This is a genomic window from Escherichia sp. WS1450, from assembly GCF_046487395.1.
GTDB lineage: Bacteria > Pseudomonadota > Gammaproteobacteria > Enterobacterales > Enterobacteriaceae > Escherichia > Escherichia coli.
The window spans coordinates 1-25,883 of sequence record NZ_JBJQJO010000011.1; the positions used below are offsets into that span (position 1 = coordinate 1).

A 25,883-nucleotide genomic window follows, 5' to 3' on the forward strand; every position below is an offset into this window, starting at 1 on the left:
CATCCGACACCGTGCGCAGATGCCTGATACGACGCTGGCGCGTCTTATCATGCCTACAGGCCTGAACCGTAGGTCGGATAAGGCGCTCGCGCCGCATCCGACACCGTGCGCAGATGCCTGATACGACGCTGGCGCGTCTTATCATGCCTACAGGCCTGAACCGTAGGTCGGATAAGGCGCTCGCGCCGCATCCGACACCGTGCGCCGATGCCTGATGCGACGCTGGTGCGTCTTATCATGCCTACAGGCCTGAACCGTAGGTCGGATAAGGCGCTCGCGCCGCATCCGACACCATGCGCAGATGCCTGATGCGACGCTGGCGCGTCTTATCATGCCTACAGGTCTGAACCGTAGGTCGGATAAGGCGCTCGCGCCGCATCCGACACCGTGCGCAGATGCCTGATGCGACGCTGACGCGTCTTATCATGCCCACAGGCCTGAACCGTGGATAATTTTTCCCCCACCTTTTTGCACTCATTCATATAAAAAATATATTTCCCCACGAAAACGATTGCTTTTTATCTTCAGATGAATAGAATGCGGCGGATTTTTTGGGTTTCAAACAGCAAAAAGGGGGAATTTCGTGTCGCAAGATAACAACTTTAGCCAGGGGCCAGTCCCGCAGTCGGCGCGGAAAGGGGTATTGGCATTGACGTTCGTCATGCTGGGATTAACCTTCTTTTCCGCCAGTATGTGGACCGGCGGCACTCTCGGAACCGGTCTTAGCTATCATGATTTCTTCCTCGCAGTTCTCATCGGTAATCTTCTCCTCGGTATTTACACTTCATTTCTCGGTTACATTGGCGCAAAAACCGGCCTGACCACTCATCTTCTTGCTCGCTTCTCGTTTGGTGTTAAAGGCTCATGGCTGCCTTCACTGCTACTGGGCGGAACTCAGGTTGGCTGGTTTGGCGTCGGTGTGGCGATGTTTGCTATTCCGGTGGGTAAGGCAACCGGGCTGGATATTAATTTGCTGATTGCCGTTTCCGGTTTACTGATGACCGTCACCGTCTTTTTTGGCATTTCGGCGCTGACGGTTCTTTCGGTGATTGCAGTTCCGGCTATCGCCTGTCTTGGCGGTTATTCCGTGTGGTTGGCCGTTAACGGCATGGGCGGCCTGGACGCATTAAAAGCGGTCGTTCCCGCACAACCGTTAGATTTCAATGTCGCGCTGGCGCTGGTTGTGGGGTCATTTATCAGTGCGGGCACGCTCACCGCTGACTTTGTCCGGTTTGGTCGTAATGCCAAACTGGCGGTGCTGGTGGCGATGGTGGCCTTTTTCCTCGGCAACTCGTTGATGTTTATTTTCGGTGCAGCGGGCGCGGCGGCACTGGGGATGGCGGATATCTCTGATGTGATGATTGCTCAGGGTCTGCTGCTACCTGCGATTGTGGTGCTGGGGCTGAATATCTGGACCACCAACGATAACGCACTTTATGCGTCGGGTTTAGGTTTCGCCAACATTACCGGGATGTCGAGTAAAACCCTTTCGGTGATTAACGGTATTATCGGTACGGTCTGCGCATTATGGTTGTATAACAATTTTGTCGGCTGGCTGACCTTCCTTTCGGCAGCTATTCCTCCGGTAGGGGGCGTGATCATCGCTGACTATCTGATGAACCGTCGCCGCTATGAGCACTTTGCGACCACGCGTATGATGAGTGTCAATTGGGTGGCGATTCTGGCGGTCGCCTTGGGGATTGCCGCAGGCCACTGGTTACCGGGTATTGTTCCGGTCAACGCGGTATTAGGTGGCGCGCTGAGCTATCTGATCCTTAACCCGATTTTGAATCGCAAAACGACGGCTGCAATGACGCATGTGGAGGCTAACAGTGTCGAATAACGCTTTACAGACAATTATTAACGCCCGGTTACCCGGCAAAGAGGGGCTGTGGCAGATTCATCTGCTGGACGGAAAAATCAGCGCCATTGATGCGCAATCCGGGGTGATGCCCGTAACTGAAAACAGCCTGGATGCCGAACAAGGTTTAGTTATACCGCCGTTTGTGGAGCCACATATTCACCTGGACACCACGCAAACCGCCGGACAACCGAACTGGAATCAGTCTGGCACGCTGTTTGAAGGCATTGAACGCTGGGCCGAGCGCAAAGCGTTATTAACCCATGACGATGTGAAACAACGCGCCTGGCAAACGCTGAAATGGCAGATTGCCAACGGCATTCAGCATGTGCGTACCCATGTCGATGTTTCGGATGCAACGCTGACTGCGCTGAAAGCAATGCTGGAAGTGAAGCAGGAAGTCGCGCCGTGGATTGATCTGCAAATCGTCGCCTTCCCGCAGGAAGGGATTTTGTCGTATCCCAACGGTGAAGCGTTGCTGGAAGAGTCGTTACGCTTAGGGGCAGATGTAGTGGGGGCGATTCCGCATTTTGAATTTACCCGTGAATACGGCGTGGAGTCGCTGCATAAAACCTTCGCCCTGGCGCAAAAATACGACCGTCTCATCGACGTTCACTGTGATGAGATTGATGACGAACAGTCGCGCTTTGTCGAAACCGTTGCTGCCCTGGCGCACCGTGAAGGCATGGGCGCGCGAGTCACCGCCAGCCACACCACGGCAATGCACTCCTATAACGGGGCGTATACCTCACGCCTGTTCCGCTTGCTGAAAATGTCCGGTATTAACTTTGTCGCCAACCCGTTGGTCAATATTCATCTACAAGGACGTTTCGATACCTATCCAAAACGTCGCGGCATCACGCGCGTTAAAGAGATGCTGGAGTCCGGCATTAACGTCTGCTTTGGTCACGATGATGTCTTCGATCCGTGGTATCCGCTGGGAACGGCGAATATGCTGCAAGTGCTGCATATGGGGCTGCATGTTTGCCAGCTGATGGGCTACGGGCAGATTAACGATGGCCTGAATTTAATCACCCACCACAGTGCCAGGACGTTGAATTTGCAGGATTACGGCATTGCCGCCGGAAAAAGCGCTAACCTGATTATCCTACCGGCTGAAAATGGGTTTGATGCGCTGCGCCGTCAGGTTCCGGTACGTTATTCGGTACGTGGCGGCAAGGTGATTGCCAGCACACAACCGGCACAAACCACCGTATATCTGGAGCAGCCAGAAGCCATCGATTACAAACGGTGATCGGCTGGGCTGTGTGTTGACAAAGCGAGCGTAGTTTATGCCGGATGCGGCGTGAACGCCTTATCCGGCCTACGTAGAGCACTGAACTCGTAGGCCTGATAAGCGTAGCGCATCAGGCAATTGTGTCAGTGGTTACCGCGATTCATTCCCGCCAACAACCGCGCATTTATCCAACGCCATTTGCAAAAATGCCTTCGCGGCGGCTGTCTGCCAGCTATTTTTCCGCCGCAACAAAACCGCCGTTCTCTTCAGTAGTGGTGGGGCAAGAGAAATAGCTTTAAGCCCTTCATGTTGTGTGGCAATCGCTGCTGGCAACAATGTGGAAAGGGAAGTGCGGCGAATCAGCTCCAGAACCGCGCTAATTGAGTTCGCCTCAATGACCACCTGTGGATGTAGCCCCGCTTTCTCGCAGTAGTGGTCAATTTGCTCTCTGGTGGCAAATTCCGCGCTGAGCAGGACCAGTTTTTCATCATGCAAGCGACTCAACGCCACATGTTCACAGGCAGCCAGCGGATGATGTTGCGCCACGACTAACGCTAAACTTTCTGTCAGTAAAGGAATTGCCTCCAGCTCCGGCGAATGCACAGGCGTGAAGGCAATCCCAACGTCCAGCTCGTCGCGGCAAAGCAGATCTTCGATTTTCTCCTGCGACATTTCCTGTAGCTGGAGCGTGATGCCGGGGTAGCGCGCATAGAAATCCGCCATTAAAGGGCCGATAAAGTAGCTTGTAAAGGTGGGAGTGACGGCGATACGCAGCGATCCTCGCGTCAGATCGGCAACATCATGAATCGCCCGTTTACCCGCCCCCAGTTCCTGTAACGCCCGGCTGGCGTACTGTCGCCAGACTTCTCCTGCATCAGTGAGACGAATCGTTCGCCCGCTACGGTCAAACAGCGGCACGCCCAAACTTTCCTCTAACTGGCGAATCTGCTGGGAAAGCGCAGGCTGGGAGACGTGCAACGCACTGGCGGCACGGGTAAAGCTGCCATGTTCAGCCACGGCAAGAAAATAATTGATATGTCGAGAGAGCATTCGCCAACCTATAAGTAAATCCAATAGAACCCATCATAAATGAGACTTTTACCTTATGACAATCGGCGAGTAGTCTGCCTCTCATTCCAGAGACAGACAGAGGTTAACGGTGAAAGAGATTATTGATGGATTCCTTAAATTCCAGCGCGAGGCATTTCCGAAGCGGGAAGCCTTGTTTAAACAGCTGGCGACACAGCAAAGCCCGCGCACACTTTTTATCTCCTGCTCCGACAGCCGTCTGGTCCCTGAGCTGGTGACGCAACGTGAGCCTGGCGATCTGTTCGTTATTCGCAACGCGGGCAATATCGTCCCTTCCTACGGGCCGGAACCCGGTGGCGTTTCTGCTTCGGTGGAGTATGCCGTCGCTGCGCTTCGGGTATCTGACATTGTGATTTGCGGTCATTCCAACTGTGGCGCGATGACCGCCATTGCCAGCTGTCAGTGCATGGACCATATGCCTGCCGTCTCCCACTGGCTGCGTTATGCCGATTCAGCCCGCGTCGTTAATGAGGCGCGCCCGCATCCCGATTTACCGTCAAAAGCTGCGGCGATGGTACGTGAAAACGTCATTGCTCAGTTGGCTAATTTGCAAACTCATCCATCGGTGCGCCTGGCGCTCGAAGAGGGGCGGATCGCCCTGCACGGCTGGGTCTACGACATCGAAAGCGGCAGCATCGCAGCTTTTGACGGCGCAACCCGCCAGTTTGTGCCACTGGCAGCTAATCCTCGCGTTTGTGCCATACCGCTACGCCAACCGACCGCAGCGTAACCTTATTTTTAAACCATCAGGAGATCCACCATGATTCAGTCGCAAATTAACCGCAATATTCGTCTTGATCTTGCCGATGCCATTTTGCTCAGCAAAGCTAAAAAAGATCTCTCATTTGCCGAGATTGCCGACGGCACCGGTCTGGCAGAAGCCTTTGTAACCGCGGCTTTGCTGGGGCAGCAGGCGCTTCCTGCCGACGCCGCCCGCCTGGTCGGAACGAAGCTGGATCTCGACGAAGACGCCATTCTACTGTTGCAGATGATTCCACTGCGTGGCTGCATTGATAACCGTATTCCAACCGACCCAACGATGTATCGTTTCTATGAAATGTTGCAGGTGTACGGCACAACCCTGAAAGCGTTGGTTCATGAGAAGTTTGGCGATGGCATTATCAGCGCGATTAACTTCAAACTCGACGTTAAGAAAGTGGCGGACCCGGAAGGTGGCGAACGTGCGGTCATCACCTTAGATGGTAAATATCTGCCGACCAAACCGTTCTGACGGCCATGCGTAACCATCAAAAGACGTTCACGATGCTGCTGGTTCTGGTGCTGATTGGTCTTAATATGCGACCACTGCTCACCTCCGTCGGGCCACTGCTACCGCAATTGCGCCAGGCAAGCGGAATGAGCTTTAGCGTGGCTGCCCTGTTGACCGCTCTGCCGGTGGTTACCATGGGCGGGCTGGCACTGGCCGGAAGCTGGCTTCATCAGCATGTCAGCGAACGTCGCAGCGTCGCCATCAGTTTGTTACTGATTGCCGTCGGTGCATTGATGCGTGAGCTTTACCCCCAAAGTGCGCTGCTGCTTAGCAGCGCACTGCTTGGTGGCGTGGGGATCGGCATCATTCAGGCGGTGATGCCTTCGGTAATTAAGCGGCGGTTTCAGCACCGTACGCCACTGGTGATGGGGCTGTGGTCCGCGGCTCTGATGGGCGGCGGTGGACTTGGTGCCGCCATTACGCCCTGGTTAGTTCAACATAGCGAAACCTGGTATCAAACACTCGCCTGGTGGGCGCTGCCTGCCGTTGTTGCGCTCTTTGCCTGGTGGTGGCAAAGCGCCCGCGAGGTCGCCTCTTCTCACAAGACAACAACCACTCCGGTTCGCGTGGTATTTACTCCCCGCGCGTGGACGCTGGGTGTTTACTTCGGTCTGATTAACGGCGGTTACGCCAGCCTGATTGCCTGGTTACCCGCTTTCTATATTGAGATTGGTGCCAGCGCGCAGTACAGCGGTTCCTTGCTGGCATTGATGACGCTTGGGCAAGCCGCAGGGGCATTGCTGATGCCTGCTATGGCTCGCCATCAGGATCGGCGGAAACTTTTAATGCTGGCACTGGCGTTACAACTGGTGGGTTTCTGCGGCCTTATCTGGCTGCCGCTGCAATTGCCGGTATTGTGGGCGATGGTGTGTGGGTTAGGTCTGGGTGGCGCATTTCCGCTCTGTTTGCTGCTGGCTCTCGATCACTCTGTGCAACCGACTATTGCTGGCAAGCTGGTGGCGTTTATGCAGGGGATCGGTTTTATCATCGCCGGGCTTGCCCCGTGGTTTTCTGGCGTGCTGCGTAGTATCAGCGGCAATTACCTGATGGACTGGGCATTTCATGCGCTGTGCGTCGTTGGGCTGATGATCATAACCCTGCGTTTTGCACCAGCACGTTTTCCGCAGCTGTGGGTCAAAGAGGCATGATGCGACGCTTGTTTCGCCAGATGATGGAAGAGTAAATTATTGTCGGATGTGCCCAGTGGCGCATCCGACATTTATTTCAGTGCTTATTTAAACTGAAGGCTCAACTTTATAATCTTTGTAATAATATTGCTTATCCCGGTCGTTTATTTCGCGAATAACCCGACAAGGAACGCCAGCGGCCACGACGTTTGGTGGAATGTCTTTTGTGACGACACTACCCGCGCCAATAACAGAATTATCCCCGATGGTGACGCCTGGATTAATAACCACATGACTTCCGATCCAGACGTTATTGCCAATCGTTATCGGAAAGGAGTACATCTCACCGTTTTTTCTTAATTCATGGTGTACCGGGTGTCCCGTAACGGAAAGAGTAACGTTGGGTGCAATCAGTACGTTATCACCGATTGTTACCGTGTAGTCATCGACAATGGTTAAATTAAAATTTGCATAAAAATTGCGGCCTATATGGATGTTGGAACCGTAAGAGAAATAGACGGGAGGTTCTATCCAGGCGTTTTCCCCTACCGTGGCAAACATTTCTTTAAGCAGGCTTTCTCTTTTTTCAACTTCTGATGGATGCGAGTGATTAAACTCATACATTAACGTTTTCCCACGAAGTCTTTTTTCCGGTAAGCCTTCGCACATATCGGTAAATAGCTTGCCTGCTTTTATTCTTTCGGTCATTGGCATGTTCATTGCGATCATTCCGTCCTGATATGTTGGTCGGATAAGGCGCTCGCGCCGCATCCGACATTAATTGCTTAAGCGACTTCATTCACCTGACGACGCAGTAGAGAAAGCGGACCGGGGCCGCTAAGCGTGAACACGGAAATTAAGGTGAAGCCCAGCGCCACCAGACCCAGCACCAGATAAGCGCCCTGGAAACCGATGCTTTCATACATATTGCCCGCCAGTACAGACATAAAAATCATCGCCAGTTGCTTAAAGAAGCAGAAACAGACCAGATAAATCGTCGCTGAAAAACGCACTTCAAACTGGCTGGTAATATATTTAAAGCAGCCCACCAGCAGGAACGGTACTTCAAACATATGCAGCGTTTTCAGAATAACCACTTCCAGCGCTGAGGTGGCGAACGATGAGCCAATAATACGTACAGACATAATAGTGCCAGCCAGCAGTAGGGCGTTTTTCCCACCGATGCGATTAATGATCAGCGGCGCGAAGAACATAATCGAGGCGTTAAGTAATTCGCCCATCGTCGTTACGTAGCCAAATACCCGCGTACCCTGTTCACCGGTGGCAAAGAACGAAGTAAAGAAATTAGCAAACTGTTGGTCAAAAACATCGTAGGTGCAGGAAACGCCGATAACATACAGTGACAAAAACCACAGTTTTGGCTGTCTGAACAGTTCCAGCGCCAGCTTAAGGCTAAATGCCGAATGGTTGGCACCTACCGCATTGGCAACCGTGGCGGAAGAGGGTGCATCCGTTTTGGCGAAAAAGAGCAAAACGGCGAGGATGAGTGCACAGCCAGAACCCAGCCAGAAAACAAACTGATTATTGATGGTGAACATGATGCCGACAATCGAGGCACACAGCGCCCAGCCAACACAGCCAAACATCCGCGCGCGACCAAATTCGAAATTACTGCGACGGCTGACTTTCTCGATAAATGCCTCTACTGCTGGCGCACCGGCGTTAAAACAAAAGCCAAGATAAATACCACCAACAATCGATCCTACTAAAATGTTGTATTGTAATAGTGGCCCGAAGATAAAAATAAAGAACGGCGCAAACATCACTAACATGCCGGTAATAATCCACAGCAGGTATTTGCGCAGCCCGAGTTTGTCAGAAAGCAGACCAAACAGCGGTTGGAATAATAGCGAGAACAGAGAAATAGCAGCAAAAATAATACCCGTATCACTTTTGCTGATATGGTTGATGTCATGTAGCCAAATCGGGAAAAACGGGAAGTAGGCTCCCATGATAAAAAAGTAAAAGAAAAAGAATAAACCGAACATCCAAAAGTTTGTGTTTTTTAAATAGTACATAATGGATTTCCTTACGCGAAATACGGGCAGACATGGCCTGCCCGGTTAGTATTATTTTTGACACCAGACCAACTGGTAATGGTAGCGACCGGCGCTCAGCTGGAATTCCGCCGACACTGACGGGCTCCAGGAGTCGTCGCCACCAATCCCCATATGGAAACCGTCGATATTCAGCCATGTGCCTTCTTCCGCGTGCAGCAGATGGCGATGGCTGGTTTCCATCAGTTGTTGTTGGCTGTAGCGACTGATATTGAACTGGAAGTCGCCGCGCCACTGGTGTGGGCCATAATTCAATTCGCGCGTCCCGCAGCGCAGACCGTTTTCGCTCGGGAAGACGTACGGGGTATACATGTCTGACAATGGCAGATCCCAGCGGTCAAAACAGGCGGCAGTAAGGCGGTCGGGATAGTTTTCTTGCGGCCCTAATCCGAGCCAGTTTACCCGCTCTGCGACCTGCGCCAGCTGGCAGGTCAGGCCAATCCGTGCCGGATGCGGTGTATCGCTCGCTACTTCAACATCAACGGTAATCGCCATTTGACCACTACCATCAATCCGGTAGGTTTTCCGGCTGATAAATAAGGTTTTCCCCTGATGCTGCCACGCGTGAGCGGTCGTAATCAGCACCGCGTCGGCAAGTGTATCTGCCGTGCACTGCAACAACGCTGCTTCGGCCTGGTAATGGCCCGCCGCCTTCCAGCGTTCGACCCAGGCGTTAGGGTCAATGCGGGTCGCTTCACTTACGCCAATGTCGTTATCCAGCGGTGCGCGGGTGAACTGATCGCGCAGCGGCGTCAGCAGTTGTTTTTCATCGCCAATCCACATCTGTGAAAGAAAGCCTGACTGGCGGTTAAATTGCCAACGCTTATTACCCAGCTCGATGCAAAAATCCATTTCGCTGGTGGTCAGATGCGGGATGGCCTGGGACGCGGCGGGGAGTGTCACGCTGAGGTTTTCCGCCAGACGCCACTGCTGCCAGGCGCTGATGTGTCCGGCTTCTGACCATGCGGTCGCGTTCGGTTGCACTACGTGTACCGTAAGCCAGAGTTGTCCGGCGCTTTCCGGCTGCGGTAGTTCAGGCAGTTCAATCAACTGTTTATCTTGTGGAGCAACATCCAGAGGCATTTCACCGCTTGCCAGCGGCTTGCCATCCAACGCCACCGACCAGTGCAGGAGCTCGTTATCGCTATGACGGAACAGGTATTCGCTGGTCACTTCGATGGTTCGCCCGGATAAACGGAACTGGAAAAACTGCTGCTGGTGTTTTGCTTCCGTCAGCGCCGGATGCGGCGTGCGGTCGGCAAAGACCAGACCGTTCATGCAGAACTGGCGATCGTTCGGCGTATCGCCAAAATCACCGCCGTAAGCCGACCACGGGTTGCCGTTTTCATCATATTTAATCAGCGACTGATCCACCCAGTCCCAGACGAAGCCGCCCTGTAAACGGGGGTACTGACGAAACGCCTGCCAGTATTTAGCGAAGCCGCCAAGACTGTTACCCATCGCGTGGGCGTATTCGCAAAGGATCAGCGGGCGCGTCTCTCCAGGCAGCGAAAGCCATTTTTTGATGGACCATTTCGGCACAGCCGGGAAGGGCTGGTCTTCATCCACGCGCGCGTACATCGGGCAAATAATATCGGTGGCCGTGGTGTCGGCTCCGCCGCCTTCATACTGCACCGGGCGGGAAGGATCGACAGATTTGATCCAGCGATACAGCGCGTCGTGATTAGCGCCGTGGCCTGATTCATTCCCCAGCGACCAGATGATCACACTCGGGTGATTACGATCGCGCTGCACCATTCGCGTTACGCGTTCGCTCATCGCCGGTAGCCAGCGCGGATCATCGGTCAGACGATTCATTGGCACCATGCCGTGGGTTTCAATGTTGGCTTCATCCACCACATACAGGCCGTAGCGGTCGCACAGCGTGTACCACAGCGGATGGTTCGGATAATGCGAACAGCGCACGGCGTTAAAGTTGTTCTGCTTCATCAGCAGGATATCCTGCACCATCGTCTGCTCATCCATGACCTGACCATGCAGAGGATGGTGCTCGTGACGGTTAACGCCGCGAATCAGCACCGGCTTGCCGTTCAGCAGCAGCAGACCATTTTCAATCCGCACTTCGCGGAAACCGACATCGCAGGCTTCTGCTTCAATCAGCGTGCCGTCGGCGGTGTGCAGTTCAACCACCGCACGATAGAGATTCGGGATTTCGGCGCTCCACAGCGCCGGGTTTTCGACGTTCAGACGTAGCGTGACGCGATCGGCATAACCACCACGCTCATCGATAATTTCACCGCCGAAAGGCGTGGTGCCGCTGGCGACCTGCGTTTCACCCTGCCACAAAGAAACCGTCACCCGCAGCTCATCGCGCAGTTCGCCGCACATCTGAACTTCTGCCTCCAGTACCGCGCGGCTGAAATCATCATTAAAGCGAGTGGCAACATGGAAATCGCTGATTTGTGTGGTCGGTTTGTGCAGCAACGAGACGTCACGGAAAATGCCGCTCATCCGCCACATATCCTGATCTTCCAGATAACTGCCGTCACTCCAGCGCAGTACCATCACCGCGAGGCGGTTTTCTCCGGCGCGTAAAAATGCGCTCAGGTCAAATTCAGACGGCAAACGGCTGTCCTGGCCGTAACCGACCCAGCGCCCGTTGCACCACAAATGAAACGCCGAATTAACGCCATCAAAAATAATTCGCGTCTGGCCTTCCTGTAGCCAGCTTTCATCAACATTAAATGTGAGCGAGTAACAACCTGTCGGATTCTCCACGGGAACAAACGGCGGATTGACCGTAATGGGATAGGTCACGTTGGTGTAGATGGGCGCGTCGTAACCGTGCATCTGCCAGTTTGAGGGGACGACGATAGTATCGGCGTCAGGAAGATCGCACTCCAGCCAGCTTTCCGGCACCGCTTCTGGTGCCGGAAACCAGGCAAAGCGCCATTCGCCATTCAGGCTGCGCAACTGTTGGGAAGGGCGATCGGTGCGGGCCTCTTCGCTATTACGCCAGCTGGCGAAAGGGGGATGTGCCGCAAGGCGATTAAGTTGGGTAACGCCAGGGTTTTCCCAGTCACGACGTTGTAATACGACGGCCAGTGAATCCGTAATCATAGTCATAGCTGTATCCTGTGTGAAATTGTTATCCGCTCACAATTCCACACAACATACGAGCCGGACGCATAAAGTGTAAAGCCTGGGGTGCCTAATGAGTGAGCTGACTCACATTAATTGCGTTGCGCTCACTGCCCGCTTTCGAGTCGGGAAATTTGTCGCGCCAGCTGCATTAAAGAATCTGCCAACGCCTGGGGAGAAGCGGTTTGCGTATTGGGCGGAAGGGTGGTTTTTCTTTTCACCAGTGAGACGGGCAACAGCTGATTGCCCTTCACCGCCTGGCCCTGAGAGAGTTGCAGCAAGCGGTCCACGCTGGTTTGCCCCAGCAGGCGAAAATCCTGTTTGATGGTGGTTAACGGCGGGATATAACACGAGCTGTCTTCGGTATCGTCGTATCCCACTACCGAGATATCCGCACCAACGTGCAGCCCGGACTCGGTAATGGCGCGCATTGCGCCCAGCGCCATCTGATCGTTGGCAACCAGCATCGCAGTAGGAACGATGTCCTCATTCAGCATTTGCATGGTTTGTTGAAAACCGGACATGGCACTCCAGTCGCCTTCCCGTTCCGCTATCGGCTGAATTTGATTGCGAGTGAGATATTTATGCCAGCCCGCCAGGCGCAGACGTGCCGAGACAGAACTTAATGGACCTGCTAACAGCGCGATTTGCTGGTGACCCAATGCGACCAGATGCTCCACGCCCAGTCGCGTACCGTCTTCATGGGAGAAAATAATACTGTTGATGGGTGTCTGGTCAGAGACATCAAGAAATAAAGCCGGAACATTAGTGCAGGCAGCTTCCACAGCAATGGCATCCTGGTCATCCAGCGGATAGTTAATGATCAGCCCACTGACGCGTTGCGCGAGAAGATTGTGCACCGCCGCTTTACAGGCTTCGACGCCGCTTCGTTCTACCATCGACACCACCACGCTGGCACCCAGTTGATCGGCGCGAGATTTAATCGCCGCGACAATTTGCGACGGCGCGTGCAGGGCCAGACTGGAGGTGGCAACGCCAATCAGCAACGACTGCTTGCCCGCCAGTTGTTGTGCCACGCGGTTGGGAATGTAATTCAGCTCCGCCATCGCCGCTTCTACTTTTTCCCGCGTTTTCGCAGAAACGTGGCTGGCCTGGTTCACCACGCGGGAAACGGTCTGATAAGAGACACCGGCATACTCTGCGACATCGTATAGCGTTACTGGTTTCACATTCACCACCCTGAATTGACTCTCTTCCGGGCGCTATCATGCCATACCGCGAAAGGTTTTGCGCCATTCGATGGTGTCAACGTAAATGCATGCCGCTTCGCCGTCCGGCCACCAGAATAGCCTGCGATTCAACCCCTTCTTCGATCTGTTTTGCCACCCGTTGTAGCGCCGGAAGATGCTTTTCCGCTGCCTGTTCAATGGTCATTGCGCTCGCCATATACACCAGATTCAGACAGCCAATCACCCGTTGTTCACTGCGCAGCGGTACGGCAATAGAGGCGATCTTTTCTTCTTGATCCCAGCCGCGGTAGTTCTGTCCGTACCCCTCTTTGCGCGCGCGCGCCAGAATGGCTTCCAGCTTTAACGGTTCCCGTGCCAGTTGATAGTCATCACCGGGGCGGGAGGCTAACATCTCGATTAATTCCTTGCGTTCTTGTTCCGGGCAAAAGGCCAGCCAGGTCAGGCCCGAGGCGGTTTTCAGGAGCGGTAAACGTCGCCCGACCATTGCCCGGTGAAAGGATAAGCGGCTGAAACGGTGAGTGGTTTCGCGTACCACCATTGCATCAACATCCAGCGTGGACACATCTGTCGGCCATACCACTTCGCGCAACAGATCGCCCAGCAGTGGGGCCGCCAGTGCAGAAATCCACTGTTCGTCACGAAATCCTTCGCTTAATTGCCGCACTTTGATGGTCAGACGAAAACTGTCATCGGAGGGACTACGCCGGACATATCCCTCTTCCTGCAGCGTCTCCAGCAGTCGCCGCACAGTGGTGCGATGCAGGCCGCTGAGTTCCGCCAGCAGCCCGACGCTGGCACCGCCATCAAGTTTATTTAACATATTTAATAACATTAGACCGCGGGTTAAGCCGCGCACGGTTTTGTATTCCGTCTGCTCATTGTTCTGCATATTAATTGACATTTCTATAGTTAAAACAACGTTGTGCACCTGGTGCACATTCGGGCATGTTTTGATTGTAGCCGAAAACACCCTTCCTATACTGAGCGCACAATAAAAAATCATTTACATGTTTTTAACAAAATAAGTTGCGCTGTACTGTGCGCGCAACGGCATTTTGTCCGAGTCGTGAGGTACTGAAATGGCAATACAACACCCTGACATCCAGCCTGCTGTTAACCATAGCGTTCAGGTGGCGATCGCTGGTGCCGGTCCGGTCGGGCTGATGATGGCGAACTATCTCGGCCAGATGGGCATTGACGTGCTGGTGGTGGAGAAACTCGATAAGTTGATCGACTACCCGCGGGCGATTGGTATTGATGACGAGGCGCTGCGCACCATGCAGTCGGTTGGCCTGGTCGATAATGTTCTGCCGCACACTACGCCGTGGCACGCGATGCGTTTTCTCACCCCGAAAGGCCGCTGTTTTGCTGATATTCAGCCAATGACCGATGAATTTGGCTGGCCGCGCCGTAACGCCTTTATTCAGCCTCAGGTCGATGCGGTGATGCTGGAAGGATTGTCGCGTTTTCCGAATGTGCGCTGCCTGTTTTCCCGCGAGCTGGAGGCCTTCAGCCAGCAAGATGACGAAGTGACCTTGCACCTGAAAACGGAAGAAGGGCAGCGGGAAACGGTCAAAGCCCAGTGGCTGGTGGCCTGTGATGGTGGGGCAAGTTTTGTCCGTCGCACCCTGAATGTGCCGTTTGAAGGTAAAACTGCGCCAAATCAGTGGATTGTGGTAGATATCGCCAACGATCCGTTAAGTACGCCCCATATCTATTTGTGTTGTGATCCGGTGCGCCCGTATGTTTCTGCCGCGCTGCCTCATGCGGTACGTCGCTTTGAATTTATGGTGATGCCGGGAGAAACCGAAGAACAGCTGCGTGAGCCGCAAAATATGCGCAAGCTGTTAAGCAAAGTGCTGCCTAATCCGGACAATGTTGAATTGATTCGCCAGCGTGTCTACACCCATAACGCGCGACTGGCGCAACGTTTCCGTATTGATCGCGTACTGCTGGCGGGCGATGCCGCGCACATCATGCCGGTGTGGCAGGGGCAGGGCTATAACAGTGGTATGCGCGACGCCTTTAACCTCGCATGGAAACTGGCGTTGGTTATCCAGGGGAAAGCCCGTGATGCGCTGCTCGATACCTATCAACAAGAACGTCGCGATCACGCCAAAGCGATGATTGACCTGTCCGTGACGGCGGGCAACGTGCTGGCTCCGCCGAAACGCTGGCAGGGTACGTTACGTGACGGCGTTTCCTGGCTGTTGAATTATCTGCCGCCAGTAAAACGCTACTTCCTCGAAATGCGCTTCAAGCCGATGCCGCAATATTACGGCGGTGCGCTGGTGCGTGAGGGCGAAGCGAAGCACTCTCCGGTCGGCAAGATGTTTATTCAGCCGAAAGTCACGCTGGAAAACGGCGACGTGACGCTGCTCGATAACGCGATCGGCGCGAACTTCGCGGTAATTGGCTGGGGATGCAATCCACTGTGGGGGATGAGCGACGAGCAAATCCAGCAGTGGCGCGCGTTGGGCACACGCTTCATTCAGGTGGTGCCGGAAGTGCAAATTCATACCGCACAGGATAACCACGACGGCGTACTACGCGTGGGCGATACGCAAGGTCGCCTGCGTAGCTGGTTCGCGCAACACAATGCTTCGCTGGTGGTGATGCGCCCGGATCGCTTTGTTGCCGCCACCGCCATTCCGCAAACCCTGGGCAAGACCCTGAATAAACTGGCGTCGGTGATGACGCTGACCCGCCCTGATGCCGACGTTTCTGTCGAAAAGGTAGCCTGATATGCACGCTTATCTTCACTGTCTTTCCCACTCGCCGCTGGTGGGGTATGTCGACCCGGCGCAAGAGGTGCTCGATGAGGTCAATGGCGTGATTGCCAGCGCCCGCGAGCGTATTGCGGCTTTCTCCCCTGAACTGGTGGTGCTGTTTGCGCCAGATCACTACAACGGCTTTTTCTATGACGTGATGCCACCGTTCTGTTTAGGCGTTGGAGCGACGGCAATTGGTGATTTCGGTAGTGCGGCAGGAGAGCTGCCCGTGCCTGTTGAGCTGGCGGAGGCCTGTGCGCATGCCGTCATGAAGAGCGGGATCGATCTTGCCGTTTCTTACTGTATGCAGGTGGACCACGGGTTCGCCCAGCCGCTGGAGTTCCTGCTCGGCGGGCTGGATAAGGTGCCGGTTTTGCCTGTGTTCATCAACGGTGTCGCCACGCCGTTGCCCGGTTTCCAGCGTACCCGCATGTTGGGTGAAGCCATTGGACGTTTCACCAGTACTCTCAATAAACGCGTGCTGTTCCTGGGTTCCGGTGGGCTTTCCCATCAGCCGCCGGTGCCAGAACTGGCGAAAGCCGATGCCCATATGCGCGACCGTCTGTTGGGGAGCGGGAAAGATTTACCCGCCAGTGAGCGCGAATTGCGTCAGCAACGGGTGATTAGCGCCGCTGAGAAGTTTGTTGAGGATCAGAGAACGCTGCATCCCCTCAACCCGATTTGGGATAACCAGTTCATGACTTTGCTGGAGCAGGGACGCATACAGGAACTGGATGCCGTCAGTAACGAAGAGCTTTCCGCCATTGCCGGAAAGTCGACACATGAAATCAAAACCTGGGTCGCCGCTTTTGCCGCTATTTCTGCGTTTGGCAACTGGCGTAGCGAAGGGCGTTATTACCGCCCAATCCCGGAGTGGATTGCCGGATTTGGCTCGTTAAGCGCCAGAACAGAGAACTGAATATGCAGGAGAAGATGATGAGTTATCAGCCACAAACCGAAGCCGCCACCAGCCGTTTTCTGAATGTAGAAGAAGCGGGTAAAACGCTGCGCATCCATTTTAATGACTGCGGACAAGGCGACGAAACTGTTGTCCTGCTGCATGGTTCCGGCCCGGGTGCTACTGGCTGGGCGAACTTCAGCCGCAATATCGATCCGCTGGTAGAGGCGGGCTATCGGGTGATCCTGCTGGATTGTCCGGGTTGGGGTAAGAGCGATTCGATCGTTAATAGTGGTTCGCGATCGGATCTTAATGCGCGAATCCTGAAAAGCGTGGTGGATCAACTGGATATCGCCAAAATCCACCTGCTGGGCAACTCGATGGGCGGCCACAGTTCTGTGGCGTTCACTCTTAACTGGCCGGAGCGCGTCGGCAAACTGGTGCTGATGGGCGGCGGTACGGGCGGCATGAGTTTGTTTACGCCGATGCCAACCGAAGGTATTAAGCGACTGAATCAGCTTTATCGTCAGCCGACTATCGAAAACCTGAAGCTGATGATGGATATCTTCGTTTTTGATACCAGCGATTTGACCGACGCCCTGTTTGAAGCGCGCCTGAATAATATGCTGTCGCGCCGCGATCACCTGGAAAACTTCGTTAAGAGCCTGGAAGCCAATCCGAAACAGTTCCCGGATTTTGGCCCACGTCTGGCGGAAATCAAAGCGCAAACCCTGATTGTCTGGGGGCGCAACGACCGCTTTGTGCCGATGGATGCGGGTCTGCGTCTGCTGTCCGGCATTGCCGGTTCTGAACTGCATATCTTCCGCGACTGTGGTCACTGGGCGCAGTGGGAACATGCCGACGCTTTCAATCAACTGGTGCTGAATTTCCTCGCACGCCCTTAAGGAACGGTCATGACGAAGCATACTCTTGAGCAACTGGCGGCGGATTTACGCCGCGCCGCAGAGCAGGGCGAAGCGATTGCGCCGCTGCGCGATCTGATTGGTATTGAAAACGCTGAAGCGGCCTACGCCATTCAGCGCATCAATGTGCAACATGACGTTGCGCAGGGGCGTCGCGTGGTGGGGCGTAAAGTGGGCCTGACGCATCCGAAAGTGCAGCAACAACTGGGCGTTGATCAACCGGATTTCGGGACATTATTTGCCGACATGTGTTATGGCGATAACGAAACCATTCCTTTTTCCCGTGTTCTGCAACCCCGCATTGAAGCGGAGATTGCACTGGTGTTGAACCGCGATTTGCCCGCAACCGATATCACCTTCGACGAACTGTATAACGTCATTGAATGGGTACTTCCGGCGCTGGAGGTGGTGGGTAGCCGCATTCGCGACTGGTCGATTCAGTTTGTCGATACCGTGGCAGATAACGCCTCCTGCGGGGTGTATGTCATCGGCGGTCCGGCGCAACGTCCGGCGGGGTTAGACCTGAAAAACTGCGCCATGAAGATGACGCGTAATAACGAAGAGGTTTCCAGCGGGCGTGGCAGCGAATGCCTGGGACATCCGCTTAATGCTGCCGTCTGGCTGGCACGCAAAATGGCCAGCCTGGGAGAACCGCTGCGCGCCGGAGATATCATTCTTACCGGGGCATTAGGTCCGATGGTGGCGGTGAATGCGGGCGATCGTTTTGAAGCCCATATCGAAGGCATAGGTTCAGTTGCTGCGACATTTTCAAGCGCAGCCCCAAAAGGAAGTCTGTCATGAGTAAGCGTAAAGTCGCCATTATCGGTTCTGGCAACATTGGCACCGATCTGATGATTAAAATTTTGCGTCACGGTCAGCATCTGGAGATGGCGGTGATGGTCGGCATTGATCCTCAGTCCGACGGTCTGGCGCGTGCCAGACGTATGGGCGTCGCCACCACCCATGAAGGGGTGATCGGGCTGATGAACATGCCTGAATTTGCTGATATCGACATTGTATTTGATGCGACCAGCGCGGGTGCGCATGTGAAAAACGATGCCGCTTTGCGCGAAGCGAAACCGGATATTCGCTTAATTGACCTGACGCCTGCTGCCATCGGCCCCTACTGCGTGCCGGTGGTTAACCTTGATGCGAATGTCGAACAACTGAACGTCAACATGGTTACCTGCGGCGGCCAGGCCACCATTCCAATGGTAGCGGCAGTTTCACGCGTGGCGCGTGTTCATTACGCCGAAATTATCGCTTCTATTGCCAGTAAATCTGCCGGACCTGGCACGCGTGCCAATATCGATGAATTTACGGAAACCACTTCGCGCGCCATTGAAGTGGTGGGTGGCGCGGCAAAAGGGAAGGCGATTATTGTGCTTAACCCAGCAGAGCCACCGTTGATGATGCGTGACACGGTGTATGTATTGAGCGATGAAGCTTCACAAGATGATATCGAAGCCTCAATCAATGAAATGGCTGAAGCGGTGCAGGCTTACGTACCAGGTTATCGCCTGAAACAGCGCGTGCAGTTTGAAGTCATCCCGCAGGATAAACCGGTTAATTTGCCGGGCGTGGGGCAGTTCTCCGGGCTGAAAACGGCGGTCTGGCTGGAAGTCGAAGGCGCAGCACATTATCTGCCTGCCTATGCGGGCAACCTCGACATTATGACTTCCAGTGCGCTGGCGACAGCGGAAAAAATGGCCCAGTCACTGGCGCGCAAGGCAGGAGAAGCGGCATGAACGGTAAAAAACTATATATCTCGGACGTCACGTTGCGTGACGGTATGCACGCCATTCGTCATCAGTATTCGCTGGAAAACGTTCGCCAGATTGCCAAAGCACTGGACGATGCCCGCGTGGATTCGATTGAAGTGGCCCACGGCGACGGTTTGCAGGGGTCCAGCTTTAACTATGGTTTCGGCGCACATAGCGACCTTGAATGGATTGAAGCAGCGGCGGATGTGGTGAAGCACGCCAAAATCGCGACGTTGTTGCTGCCAGGAATCGGCACTATTCACGATTTGAAAAATGCCTGGCAGGCTGGCGCGCGGGTGGTTCGTGTGGCAACGCACTGTACCGAAGCTGATGTTTCCGCCCAGCATATTCAGTATGCCCGCGAGCTCGGAATGGACACCGTTGGTTTTCTGATGATGAGCCATATGACCACGCCAGAGAATCTCGCAAAGCAGGCAAAGCTGATGGAAGGCTACGGTGCGACCTGTATTTATGTGGTGGATTCTGGCGGTGCGATGAACATGAGCGATATCCGTGACCGTTTCCGCGCCCTGAAAGCAGTGCTGAAACCAGAAACGCAAACCGGCATGCACGCTCACCATAACCTGAGTCTTGGCGTGGCGAACTCTATCGCGGCGGTGGAAGAGGGCTGTGACCGAATCGACGCCAGTCTCGCAGGAATGGGCGCGGGCGCAGGTAACGCGCCGCTGGAAGTGTTTATTGCCGCCGCGGATAAACTGGGCTGGCAGCATGGGACCGATCTCTATGCGTTAATGGATGCCGCTGACGACCTGGTGCGTCCGTTGCAGGATCGTCCGGTACGAGTCGATCGCGAAACGCTGGCGCTGGGATACGCTGGTGTTTACTCCAGCTTCCTGCGTCACTGTGAAACGGCGGCGGCGCGTTATGGCTTAAGCGCGGTGGATATTCTCGTTGAGCTGGGCAAACGCCGGATGGTTGGCGGCCAGGAGGATATGATCGTTGACGTGGCGCTGGATCTGCGCAACAACAAATAATATTGACTGCCGAGAACGTGCATTTTGTATGCCCATCCCAGCACGACTGCCGGATGCGGCGTGAACGCCTTATCCGGCCTACGGATGGCGCGAGAATTTGTAGGCCAGATAAGACGCGTTAGCGTCGCATCAGGCATCTGAGCACGACTGCCGGATGCGGCGTAAACGTCTTGTTCGGCCTACATTTCGCCTGTAGGCAGTCATTAAATGGTTCTGATTACGCGGCTGACAATGTATCAGCCGCGATTCACCTGCACTCGCAACGAGGTTCATCTTATGTCGACTCGTACCCCTTCATCATCTTCATCCCGCCTGATGCTGACCATCGGGCTTTGTTTTTTGGTCGCTCTGATGGAAGGGCTGGATCTTCAGGCGGCTGGCATTGCGGCGGGTGGCATCGCCCAGGCTTTCGCACTCGATAAAATGCAAATGGGCTGGATATTCAGCGCCGGAATACTCGGTTTGCTACCCGGCGCGCTGGTTGGCGGAATGCTGGCGGACCGTTATGGTCGTAAGCGTATTTTAATTAGCTCAGTTGCGCTGTTTGGTTTGTTCTCACTGGCAACGGCGATTGCCTGGGATTTCCCCTCACTGGTCTTTGCGCGGCTGATGACCGGTGTCGGGCTGGGGGCGGCGTTGCCGAATCTTATCGCCCTGACGTCTGAAGCCGCGGGTCCACGTTTTCGTGGGACGGCAGTGAGCCTGATGTATTGCGGTGTTCCCATTGGCGCGGCGCTGGCGGCGACACTGGGTTTCGCGGGGGCAAACTTAGCATGGCAAACGGTGTTTTGGGTCGGTGGTGTGGTGCCGTTGATTCTGGTGCCGCTATTAATGCGTTGGCTGCCGGAGTCGGCGGTGTTCGCTGGCGAAAAACAGGCTGCGCCACCACTGCGTGCCTTATTTGCGCCAGAAACGGCCACCGCGACGCTGCTGCTGTGGTTGTGTTATTTCTTCACTCTGCTGGTGGTCTACATGTTGATCAACTGGCTACCGCTGCTTTTGGTGGAGCAAGGATTCCAGCCATCGCAGGCGGCAGGGGTGATGTTTGCACTGCAAATGGGGGCGGCAAGCGGGACGTTAATGTTGGGCGCATTGATGGATAAGCTGCGTCCAGTAACCATGTCGCTACTGATTTATAGCGGCATGTTAGCTTCGCTGCTGGCGCTGGGAACGGTGTCGTCATTTAACGGTATGTTGCTGGCGGGATTCGTCGCGGGGTTGTTTGCGACAGGTGGGCAAAGCGTTTTGTATGCCCTGGCACCGTTGTTTTACAGTTCGCAGATCCGCGCAACAGGTGTGGGAACAGCCGTGGCGGTAGGGCGTCTGGGGGCTATGAGCGGTCCGTTACTGGCCGGGAAAATGCTGGCATTAGGTACTGGCACGGTTGGCGTAATGGCCGCTTCAGCGCCGGGTATTCTTGTTGCTGGCCTGGCAGTGTTTATTTTGATGAGCCGGAGATCACGAATGCAGCCGTGTGCCGATGCCTGACGCGCCTTATTAAGTAGGGGCGAAAGGGACTTGCCCCCAATACACCTACGGCGTTTACAGGTATACTCGCTAAAAATTATTCAGCGGGTTTGGAAACAAAGATGGCAAAACTTACCTTACAAGAGCAGTTGCTCAAAGCAGGATTAGTCACCAGCAAAAAAGCGGCGAAGGTCGAGAGAACGGCGAAAAAATCGCGCGTTCAGGCGCGTGAAGCTCGGGCGGCGGTAGAAGAAAATAAAAAGGCACAGCTTGAACGTGATAAACAGCTTAGCGAGCAGCAAAAACAAGCGGCGTTGGCGAAAGAATATAAAGCTCAGGTGAAGCAGCTCATTGAAATGAACCGAATCACCATTGCTAATGGCGATATTGGTTTTAACTTCACTGACGGTAATCTGATTAAGAAAATCTTTGTCGATAAGCTCACGCAAGCGCAGTTGATTAATGGTCGTCTGGCGATTGCCCGCTTGTTGGTCGATAACAATAGCGAAGGTGAATACGCAATTATTCCCGCCAGCGTTGCCGATAAAATTGCTCAGCGTGATGCCAGCAGTATTGTGTTGCACAGCGCGCTCAGTGCCGAAGAGCAGGATGAAGACGATCCGTATGCCGACTTCAAAGTGCCTGATGATTTGATGTGGTAAACATAGATAAGTCGTGCGCAGATGCCTGATGCGACGCTATGCGCGTCTTATCATGCCTACGGCCTGCGGGCGAAATGTAGGCGGATAAGGCGTTCACGCCGCATCCGGCAGTCGTGCACTATTATTAACGCATATTCAGTTTATTGGCGTGGTAGGCAATATGCTCGCCAATAAAACTGGAGACAAAATAATAGCTGTGATCATAACCCTCGTGATAACGGATTAACGTCTTGATATTCATCTCCTGGCAGATCTTTTCAAGATTTGGAGTCCGCAGCTGTTCTGCGTAAAAATCATCACTCAACCCCTGATCAACCATTATTTCCGCAACGCGTTGACCTTGTGAAATAAGGCTCACCGGATCGTAATCCAACCACGCCTCTTTATTTTCACCAAGATATGCGGTAAAGGCTTGCTGTCCCCACGGTACTTGCGATGGGGAGACAATGGGCGAAAACGCCGAGACGCTGACATATTCATCTGGGTTACGTAACGCCAGCACCAGTGCGCCCAGCCCGCCCATAGAATGACCTGAGATAGACTTTCTGGCCGTTGCCGGAAAATGTTGCATCACTAAATCCGGCAGCTCGTTGTGGATATAATCATACATTTTGTAATGTTCATTCCACGGCGCTTGCGTTGCGTTCAGGTAAAACCCGGCACCTTGCCCGAGATCGTAACGGTCGGCATCTGCGACATGACTGCCTCGCGGACTGGTGTCTGGCGCAACAACAATAATGTTGTGCTCAGCCGCGTAACGTTGCATCCCCGATTTAGTAATGAAATTCTGCTCGTTGCAAGTCAGCCCTGAAAGCCAGTACAACACCGGCAATTTTTCACTTGCGGCTTTTGGTGGGAGATAGACGCCGACATTCATTTCACATTTCAGTGATGGGGAATAATGCCGATACACATTTTGCCAGCCGCCAAAGCTGGCATGTTTTTCAATGAGTTCCATCAGTCATTATCTCACGGTTAATCCCCCGGACGGCTGCCCGGGGAGAGTATTAAGAACCCCGTCTGAACTGGACGGGTAAACCTGCGGGAAATCAGTAACGAATTACGGTTCGAATGGATTTGCCTTCATGCATCAGGTCAAAGGCGTCATTAATTTCATCCAGGCTCATGGTATGCGTGACAAACGGTTCCAGATCGATATCGCCTTTCATCGCATCTTCAACCATACCCGGTAACTGGGAACGACCTTTCACGCCGCCAAACGCGGAACCTTTCCATACGCGACCGGTGACCAACTGGAATGGACGGGTGGAGATTTCCTGACCAGAACCAGCTACCCCGATGATCACCGACTGACCCCAGCCGCGGTGCGCACTTTCCAGCGCCGCACGCATCACGTTGACGTTACCGATGCATTCAAAGGTATGGTCGATACCCCATTTGTTGATATCCAGCAGGACATCTTTAATCGGTTTGTCGTAGTCATTCGGGTTAATGCAGTCGGTAGCACCGAATCGACGCGCAAGATCGAATTTCTTCGGGTTGGTATCAATAGCGATAATCCGTCCCGCTTTCGCCTGACGCGCGCCCTGAACCACTGCCAGACCAATCGCGCCAAGACCAAATACGGCAACAGAATCACCTGGCTGGACTTTAGCCGTGTTGTGTACCGCGCCAATACCGGTGGTCACGCCACAGCCCAGCAGGCAGACGTGTTCGTGGTTTGCTTCTGGATTAATTTTGGCCAGAGACACTTCCGCGACCACGGTGTATTCACTGAATGTAGAGCATCCCATGTAGTGATAAAGCGGCTGCCCGTTGTAAGAAAAACGGGTGGTGCCGTCTGGCATCAGGCCTTTACCCTGGGTTTCGCGAACCGCAACACAGAGGTTGGTTTTGCCGGAACGACAGAACTCACACTCGCCGCACTCTGCGGTGTAAAGCGGGATCACATGGTCGCCAGGTTTGACGCTGGTTACGCCTTCACCGACTTCAACCACAACGCCGGCCCCTTCGTGACCGAGAACTACCGGGAATACACCTTCCGGGTCATCGCCGGAGAGGGTAAATGCGTCGGTATGGCAAACGCCGGTATGGGTGACTTTAATCAGCACTTCACCTTTTTTCGGTGGTGCAACGTCAATTTCAACGATTTCCAGCGGTTTACCGGGAGCAAATGCAACGGCAGCACGTGATTTCATCTCTCGCTCTTCCTCAATATGGTAATAGATTCAGCTATTTAAGATAGGCACGAACCAGTTCAATAGTGTCGTCAACGGATTGGCTGACTTCGCGGCTGTAGCAGTCATTTCGGTCAAACGTTTCCCGGATATGGCTTTCAAGCACTTCTGCCATCAGCCCGTTAGCCGCGCCCCGAACGGCAGCGATCTGTTGGAGTATGGCACGGCATTCGGCATCACCCTCCAGCGACCGTTCCAGAGCATCAATCTGCCCCCGAATACGACGAACTCGAGTAAGGACCTTTTTCTTCTCTTCCGGAGTACTGGGCATTTCGCACCTCATCATCTGCACGCAATATACTATAGGGGGGTATGCTATATGTCAATGCATACCCCCCTATAGTATATAACACTGGAGAATAAAATTTATCCGGTGAATGTGGTCGGAAAACAAAGAGGAAAGGGGGGGGCTAATCGGCAGGGAAGGCCGCCCCGGATAGCGGGCGGCAGAAGGAATCAGAATTTCCAGGTCAGATGGGCTGCAAGTTGCAGACCGTTATAATCATCGGTTGGGGTGTCGTACCACACTTTACCTGCCGTCAGCCCGAGATTAAGTTGCTCAGTCAGCGGTTGAATACGTTGCAGACTGACGCTCTTCATGCTGCCGTAGCGTGTTTCTGGCGTCCAGTCATAGGTGTAAGCACCTGTTCCGCGGCTTAGCCATAGTTGCGTATAACCAGTGCCGCGCGGGTCATTCAGACGCACGGAAATCATATTGCTGTAACTACCACCTGCATCGCTGGAGTCATAATGGGTATAGCGATAGCTGGTGATCACCGGGCCAGTATAGAGGGATACGCCGCCTTGCCAGGCATCGACTTCGACATCATCGTAATATTTAGTGTAGCGATAACCGGTCGTGAAAAGCGTTTTTGGCAACAGTGCCAGGTTAATATCCTGACGAAAATCCTGGCGGGCAAAGACCGGCGTATTATCCGCAAAGGCAATACCCGTTCGGGTTGTCAGCCAGTTATTCCATTTATACCAGACCGCACCCTGACCGCGAGTGGCATTGAAATGTTCAGTTTCATAATCACGACGCCCCTGGGAAAGATTAAAAAGCAGCGTTGCGTTTTCAACTTTCGCCACCAGTTCAGCATACGCTAAATTACGGTTGCCATGATCGCCAGAATAATCGGTAAAATCGTAGCCCGCGGTAATGGAAGTTAACCCGGCATAAGCGGGCAATGTGCTAAAAATTGCTGCCGCTAATAACGTCCGTTTTATCATT

Annotated in this window: 23 protein-coding genes; 13 read left to right on the forward strand and 10 right to left on the reverse strand. The window is 54.0% G+C overall.

The window, feature by feature from the left end; genetic code table 11:
- The first annotated feature begins 583 nt into the window (after positions 1-583).
- Together codB and codA are read left to right on the forward strand one after the other, a co-directional pair.
- A complete protein-coding gene (gene codB, locus ACJHYR_RS14655; RefSeq protein ID WP_000076233.1) occupies positions 584-1,843 on the forward strand; it encodes a cytosine permease in 1,260 nt (419 codons plus the stop codon).
- Positions 1,833-3,116, forward strand: a complete 1,284-nt coding sequence (gene codA, locus ACJHYR_RS14660; RefSeq protein WP_001305464.1) for a cytosine/isoguanine deaminase — start codon at positions 1,833-1,835, stop codon at positions 3,114-3,116. The genes codB and codA overlap by 11 nt, the downstream gene beginning before the upstream one ends.
- A 132-nt stretch (positions 3,117-3,248) precedes the next feature.
- On the opposite strand, the gene cynR is transcribed toward codA, so the two are convergent.
- Positions 3,249-4,148 carry a transcriptional regulator CynR gene (gene cynR / locus ACJHYR_RS14665; RefSeq protein ID WP_059328256.1) on the reverse strand — a complete coding sequence of 300 codons (900 nt, stop codon included), beginning with the start codon at positions 4,146-4,148 and terminating at the stop codon, positions 3,249-3,251.
- A 109-nt stretch (positions 4,149-4,257) separates the two neighbouring features.
- On the opposite strand from cynR, the gene cynT reads away from it, so the two are divergent.
- From cynT to cynX, 3 genes are read left to right on the forward strand one after another with little or no spacing between them, the layout of a single operon-like run.
- Positions 4,258-4,917: a carbonic anhydrase CynT gene (gene cynT, locus ACJHYR_RS14670; protein WP_000658642.1), complete on the forward strand. Its 660-nt coding sequence runs from the start codon at positions 4,258-4,260 to the stop codon at positions 4,915-4,917.
- A 30-nt stretch (positions 4,918-4,947) separates the two neighbouring features.
- A complete protein-coding gene (cynS, locus tag ACJHYR_RS14675; protein WP_000616245.1) occupies positions 4,948-5,418 on the forward strand; it encodes a cyanase in 471 nt (156 codons plus the stop codon).
- A 5-nt stretch (positions 5,419-5,423) separates the two neighbouring features.
- Complete coding sequence (cynX, locus tag ACJHYR_RS14680; protein ID WP_001305465.1) at positions 5,424-6,605, forward strand: cyanate transporter CynX; 1,182 nt, start codon at positions 5,424-5,426, stop codon at positions 6,603-6,605.
- An 87-nt stretch (positions 6,606-6,692) separates the two neighbouring features.
- Here cynX and lacA read toward each other — a convergent pair whose 3' ends face one another.
- The 5 genes from lacA to ACJHYR_RS14705 all read right to left on the reverse strand — a co-directional run bounded on the left by lacA (position 6,693) and on the right by ACJHYR_RS14705 (position 13,864).
- Positions 6,693-7,304 carry a galactoside O-acetyltransferase gene (gene lacA, locus ACJHYR_RS14685; RefSeq protein WP_024174090.1) on the reverse strand — a complete coding sequence of 204 codons (612 nt, stop codon included), beginning with the start codon at positions 7,302-7,304 and terminating at the stop codon, positions 6,693-6,695.
- A gap of 65 nt (positions 7,305-7,369) precedes the next feature.
- Positions 7,370-8,623: a lactose permease gene (lacY, locus tag ACJHYR_RS14690; protein ID WP_000291549.1), complete on the reverse strand. Its 1,254-nt coding sequence runs from the start codon at positions 8,621-8,623 to the stop codon at positions 7,370-7,372.
- Between the two features lie 51 nt (positions 8,624-8,674).
- The gene (gene lacZ, locus ACJHYR_RS14695) at positions 8,675-11,749 is read right to left on the reverse strand and encodes a beta-galactosidase (protein WP_059327725.1); all 3,075 of its coding nucleotides are present in this window, start codon (positions 11,747-11,749) and stop codon (positions 8,675-8,677) included.
- A 122-nt stretch (positions 11,750-11,871) separates the two neighbouring features.
- A complete protein-coding gene (lacI, locus tag ACJHYR_RS14700) occupies positions 11,872-12,954 on the reverse strand; it encodes a DNA-binding transcriptional repressor LacI (RefSeq protein ID WP_000805899.1) in 1,083 nt (360 codons plus the stop codon).
- A gap of 76 nt (positions 12,955-13,030) precedes the next feature.
- Positions 13,031-13,864, reverse strand: a complete 834-nt coding sequence (locus tag ACJHYR_RS14705) for a DNA-binding transcriptional regulator (RefSeq protein ID WP_001309295.1) — start codon at positions 13,862-13,864, stop codon at positions 13,031-13,033.
- Between the two features lie 190 nt (positions 13,865-14,054).
- Here ACJHYR_RS14705 and ACJHYR_RS14710 point away from each other — a divergent pair, with 190 nt between their 5' ends.
- From ACJHYR_RS14710 to ACJHYR_RS14745, 8 genes are all read left to right on the forward strand, one after another.
- On the forward strand, positions 14,055-15,719 hold the full coding sequence (locus ACJHYR_RS14710; RefSeq protein ID WP_001007420.1) for a bifunctional 3-(3-hydroxy-phenyl)propionate/3-hydroxycinnamic acid hydroxylase: 1,665 nt from the start codon (positions 14,055-14,057) through the stop codon (positions 15,717-15,719).
- Between the two features lies 1 nt (position 15,720).
- Entirely contained in the window at positions 15,721-16,665 is a 945-nt protein-coding gene (gene mhpB, locus ACJHYR_RS14715) for a 2,3-dihydroxyphenylpropionate/2,3-dihydroxicinnamic acid 1,2-dioxygenase (RefSeq protein ID WP_000543457.1), read from the forward strand.
- Positions 16,666-16,682: 17 nt separating this feature from the next.
- A complete protein-coding gene (mhpC, locus tag ACJHYR_RS14720; RefSeq protein WP_000121898.1) occupies positions 16,683-17,549 on the forward strand; it encodes a 2-hydroxy-6-oxonona-2,4-dienedioate hydrolase in 867 nt (288 codons plus the stop codon).
- Between the two features lie 9 nt (positions 17,550-17,558).
- A complete protein-coding gene (gene mhpD, locus ACJHYR_RS14725; protein WP_000160742.1) occupies positions 17,559-18,368 on the forward strand; it encodes a 2-keto-4-pentenoate hydratase in 810 nt (269 codons plus the stop codon).
- Positions 18,365-19,315 carry an acetaldehyde dehydrogenase gene (gene mhpF, locus ACJHYR_RS14730; RefSeq protein ID WP_000044308.1) on the forward strand — a complete coding sequence of 317 codons (951 nt, stop codon included), beginning with the start codon at positions 18,365-18,367 and terminating at the stop codon, positions 19,313-19,315. The genes mhpD and mhpF overlap by 4 nt, the downstream gene beginning before the upstream one ends.
- A complete protein-coding gene (gene mhpE / locus ACJHYR_RS14735) occupies positions 19,312-20,325 on the forward strand; it encodes a 4-hydroxy-2-oxovalerate aldolase (protein WP_001013507.1) in 1,014 nt (337 codons plus the stop codon). The genes mhpF and mhpE overlap by 4 nt, the downstream gene beginning before the upstream one ends.
- Positions 20,326-20,601: 276 nt before the next feature.
- Positions 20,602-21,813, forward strand: coding sequence for a 3-(3-hydroxy-phenyl)propionate transporter MhpT (gene mhpT, locus ACJHYR_RS14740; protein ID WP_000107638.1), 1,212 nt, complete (start codon positions 20,602-20,604; stop codon positions 21,811-21,813).
- 101 nt (positions 21,814-21,914) lie between these two features.
- Positions 21,915-22,454 (forward strand): DUF2058 domain-containing protein, encoded by a 540-nt coding sequence (locus ACJHYR_RS14745; RefSeq protein ID WP_001096705.1) that lies wholly within the window; start codon positions 21,915-21,917, stop codon positions 22,452-22,454.
- Between the two features lie 124 nt (positions 22,455-22,578).
- Here ACJHYR_RS14745 and fghA read toward each other — a convergent pair whose 3' ends face one another.
- The 4 genes from fghA to ACJHYR_RS14765 all read right to left on the reverse strand — a co-directional run bounded on the left by fghA (position 22,579) and on the right by ACJHYR_RS14765 (position 25,882).
- Positions 22,579-23,412 carry an S-formylglutathione hydrolase gene (gene fghA, locus ACJHYR_RS14750; protein WP_000419037.1) on the reverse strand — a complete coding sequence of 278 codons (834 nt, stop codon included), beginning with the start codon at positions 23,410-23,412 and terminating at the stop codon, positions 22,579-22,581.
- A gap of 91 nt (positions 23,413-23,503) precedes the next feature.
- On the reverse strand, positions 23,504-24,613 hold the full coding sequence (gene frmA / locus ACJHYR_RS14755) for an S-(hydroxymethyl)glutathione dehydrogenase (RefSeq protein WP_000842102.1): 1,110 nt from the start codon (positions 24,611-24,613) through the stop codon (positions 23,504-23,506).
- Between the two features lie 34 nt (positions 24,614-24,647).
- A complete protein-coding gene (gene frmR, locus ACJHYR_RS14760; RefSeq protein WP_001141271.1) occupies positions 24,648-24,923 on the reverse strand; it encodes a formaldehyde-responsive transcriptional repressor FrmR in 276 nt (91 codons plus the stop codon).
- Between the two features lie 185 nt (positions 24,924-25,108).
- Positions 25,109-25,882, reverse strand: coding sequence for a YaiO family outer membrane beta-barrel protein (locus ACJHYR_RS14765; protein WP_000596109.1), 774 nt, complete (start codon positions 25,880-25,882; stop codon positions 25,109-25,111).
- Position 25,883: the final 1 nt, after the last annotated feature.

What these genes read in the sequence shown, in the direction of transcription:
- cynR (WP_059328256.1), bottom strand. Translation starts at nt 4,148, where the DNA reads ATGCTCTCTCGACATATCAATTATTTTCTTGCCGTGGCTGAACATGGC.
- cynS (WP_000616245.1), top strand. Translation starts at nt 4,948, where the DNA reads ATGATTCAGTCGCAAATTAACCGCAATATTCGTCTTGATCTTGCCGAT.
- cynX (WP_001305465.1), top strand. Translation starts at nt 5,424, where the DNA reads ATGCGTAACCATCAAAAGACGTTCACGATGCTGCTGGTTCTGGTGCTG.
- lacA (WP_024174090.1), bottom strand. Translation starts at nt 7,304, where the DNA reads ATGAACATGCCAATGACCGAAAGAATAAAAGCAGGCAAGCTATTTACC.
- lacY (WP_000291549.1), bottom strand. Translation starts at nt 8,623, where the DNA reads ATGTACTATTTAAAAAACACAAACTTTTGGATGTTCGGTTTATTCTTT.
- lacZ (WP_059327725.1), bottom strand. Translation starts at nt 11,749, where the DNA reads ATGACTATGATTACGGATTCACTGGCCGTCGTATTACAACGTCGTGAC.
- ACJHYR_RS14705 (WP_001309295.1), bottom strand. Translation starts at nt 13,864, where the DNA reads ATGCAGAACAATGAGCAGACGGAATACAAAACCGTGCGCGGCTTAACC.
- ACJHYR_RS14710 (WP_001007420.1), top strand. Translation starts at nt 14,055, where the DNA reads ATGGCAATACAACACCCTGACATCCAGCCTGCTGTTAACCATAGCGTT.
- mhpB (WP_000543457.1), top strand. Translation starts at nt 15,721, where the DNA reads ATGCACGCTTATCTTCACTGTCTTTCCCACTCGCCGCTGGTGGGGTAT.
- mhpC (WP_000121898.1), top strand. Translation starts at nt 16,683, where the DNA reads ATGAGTTATCAGCCACAAACCGAAGCCGCCACCAGCCGTTTTCTGAAT.
- mhpD (WP_000160742.1), top strand. Translation starts at nt 17,559, where the DNA reads ATGACGAAGCATACTCTTGAGCAACTGGCGGCGGATTTACGCCGCGCC.
- mhpF (WP_000044308.1), top strand. Translation starts at nt 18,365, where the DNA reads ATGAGTAAGCGTAAAGTCGCCATTATCGGTTCTGGCAACATTGGCACC.
- mhpE (WP_001013507.1), top strand. Translation starts at nt 19,312, where the DNA reads ATGAACGGTAAAAAACTATATATCTCGGACGTCACGTTGCGTGACGGT.
- mhpT (WP_000107638.1), top strand. Translation starts at nt 20,602, where the DNA reads ATGTCGACTCGTACCCCTTCATCATCTTCATCCCGCCTGATGCTGACC.
- ACJHYR_RS14745 (WP_001096705.1), top strand. Translation starts at nt 21,915, where the DNA reads ATGGCAAAACTTACCTTACAAGAGCAGTTGCTCAAAGCAGGATTAGTC.
- fghA (WP_000419037.1), bottom strand. Translation starts at nt 23,412, where the DNA reads ATGGAACTCATTGAAAAACATGCCAGCTTTGGCGGCTGGCAAAATGTG.
- frmA (WP_000842102.1), bottom strand. Translation starts at nt 24,613, where the DNA reads ATGAAATCACGTGCTGCCGTTGCATTTGCTCCCGGTAAACCGCTGGAA.
- frmR (WP_001141271.1), bottom strand. Translation starts at nt 24,923, where the DNA reads ATGCCCAGTACTCCGGAAGAGAAGAAAAAGGTCCTTACTCGAGTTCGT.
- ACJHYR_RS14765 (WP_000596109.1), bottom strand. Translation starts at nt 25,882, where the DNA reads ATGATAAAACGGACGTTATTAGCGGCAGCAATTTTTAGCACATTGCCC.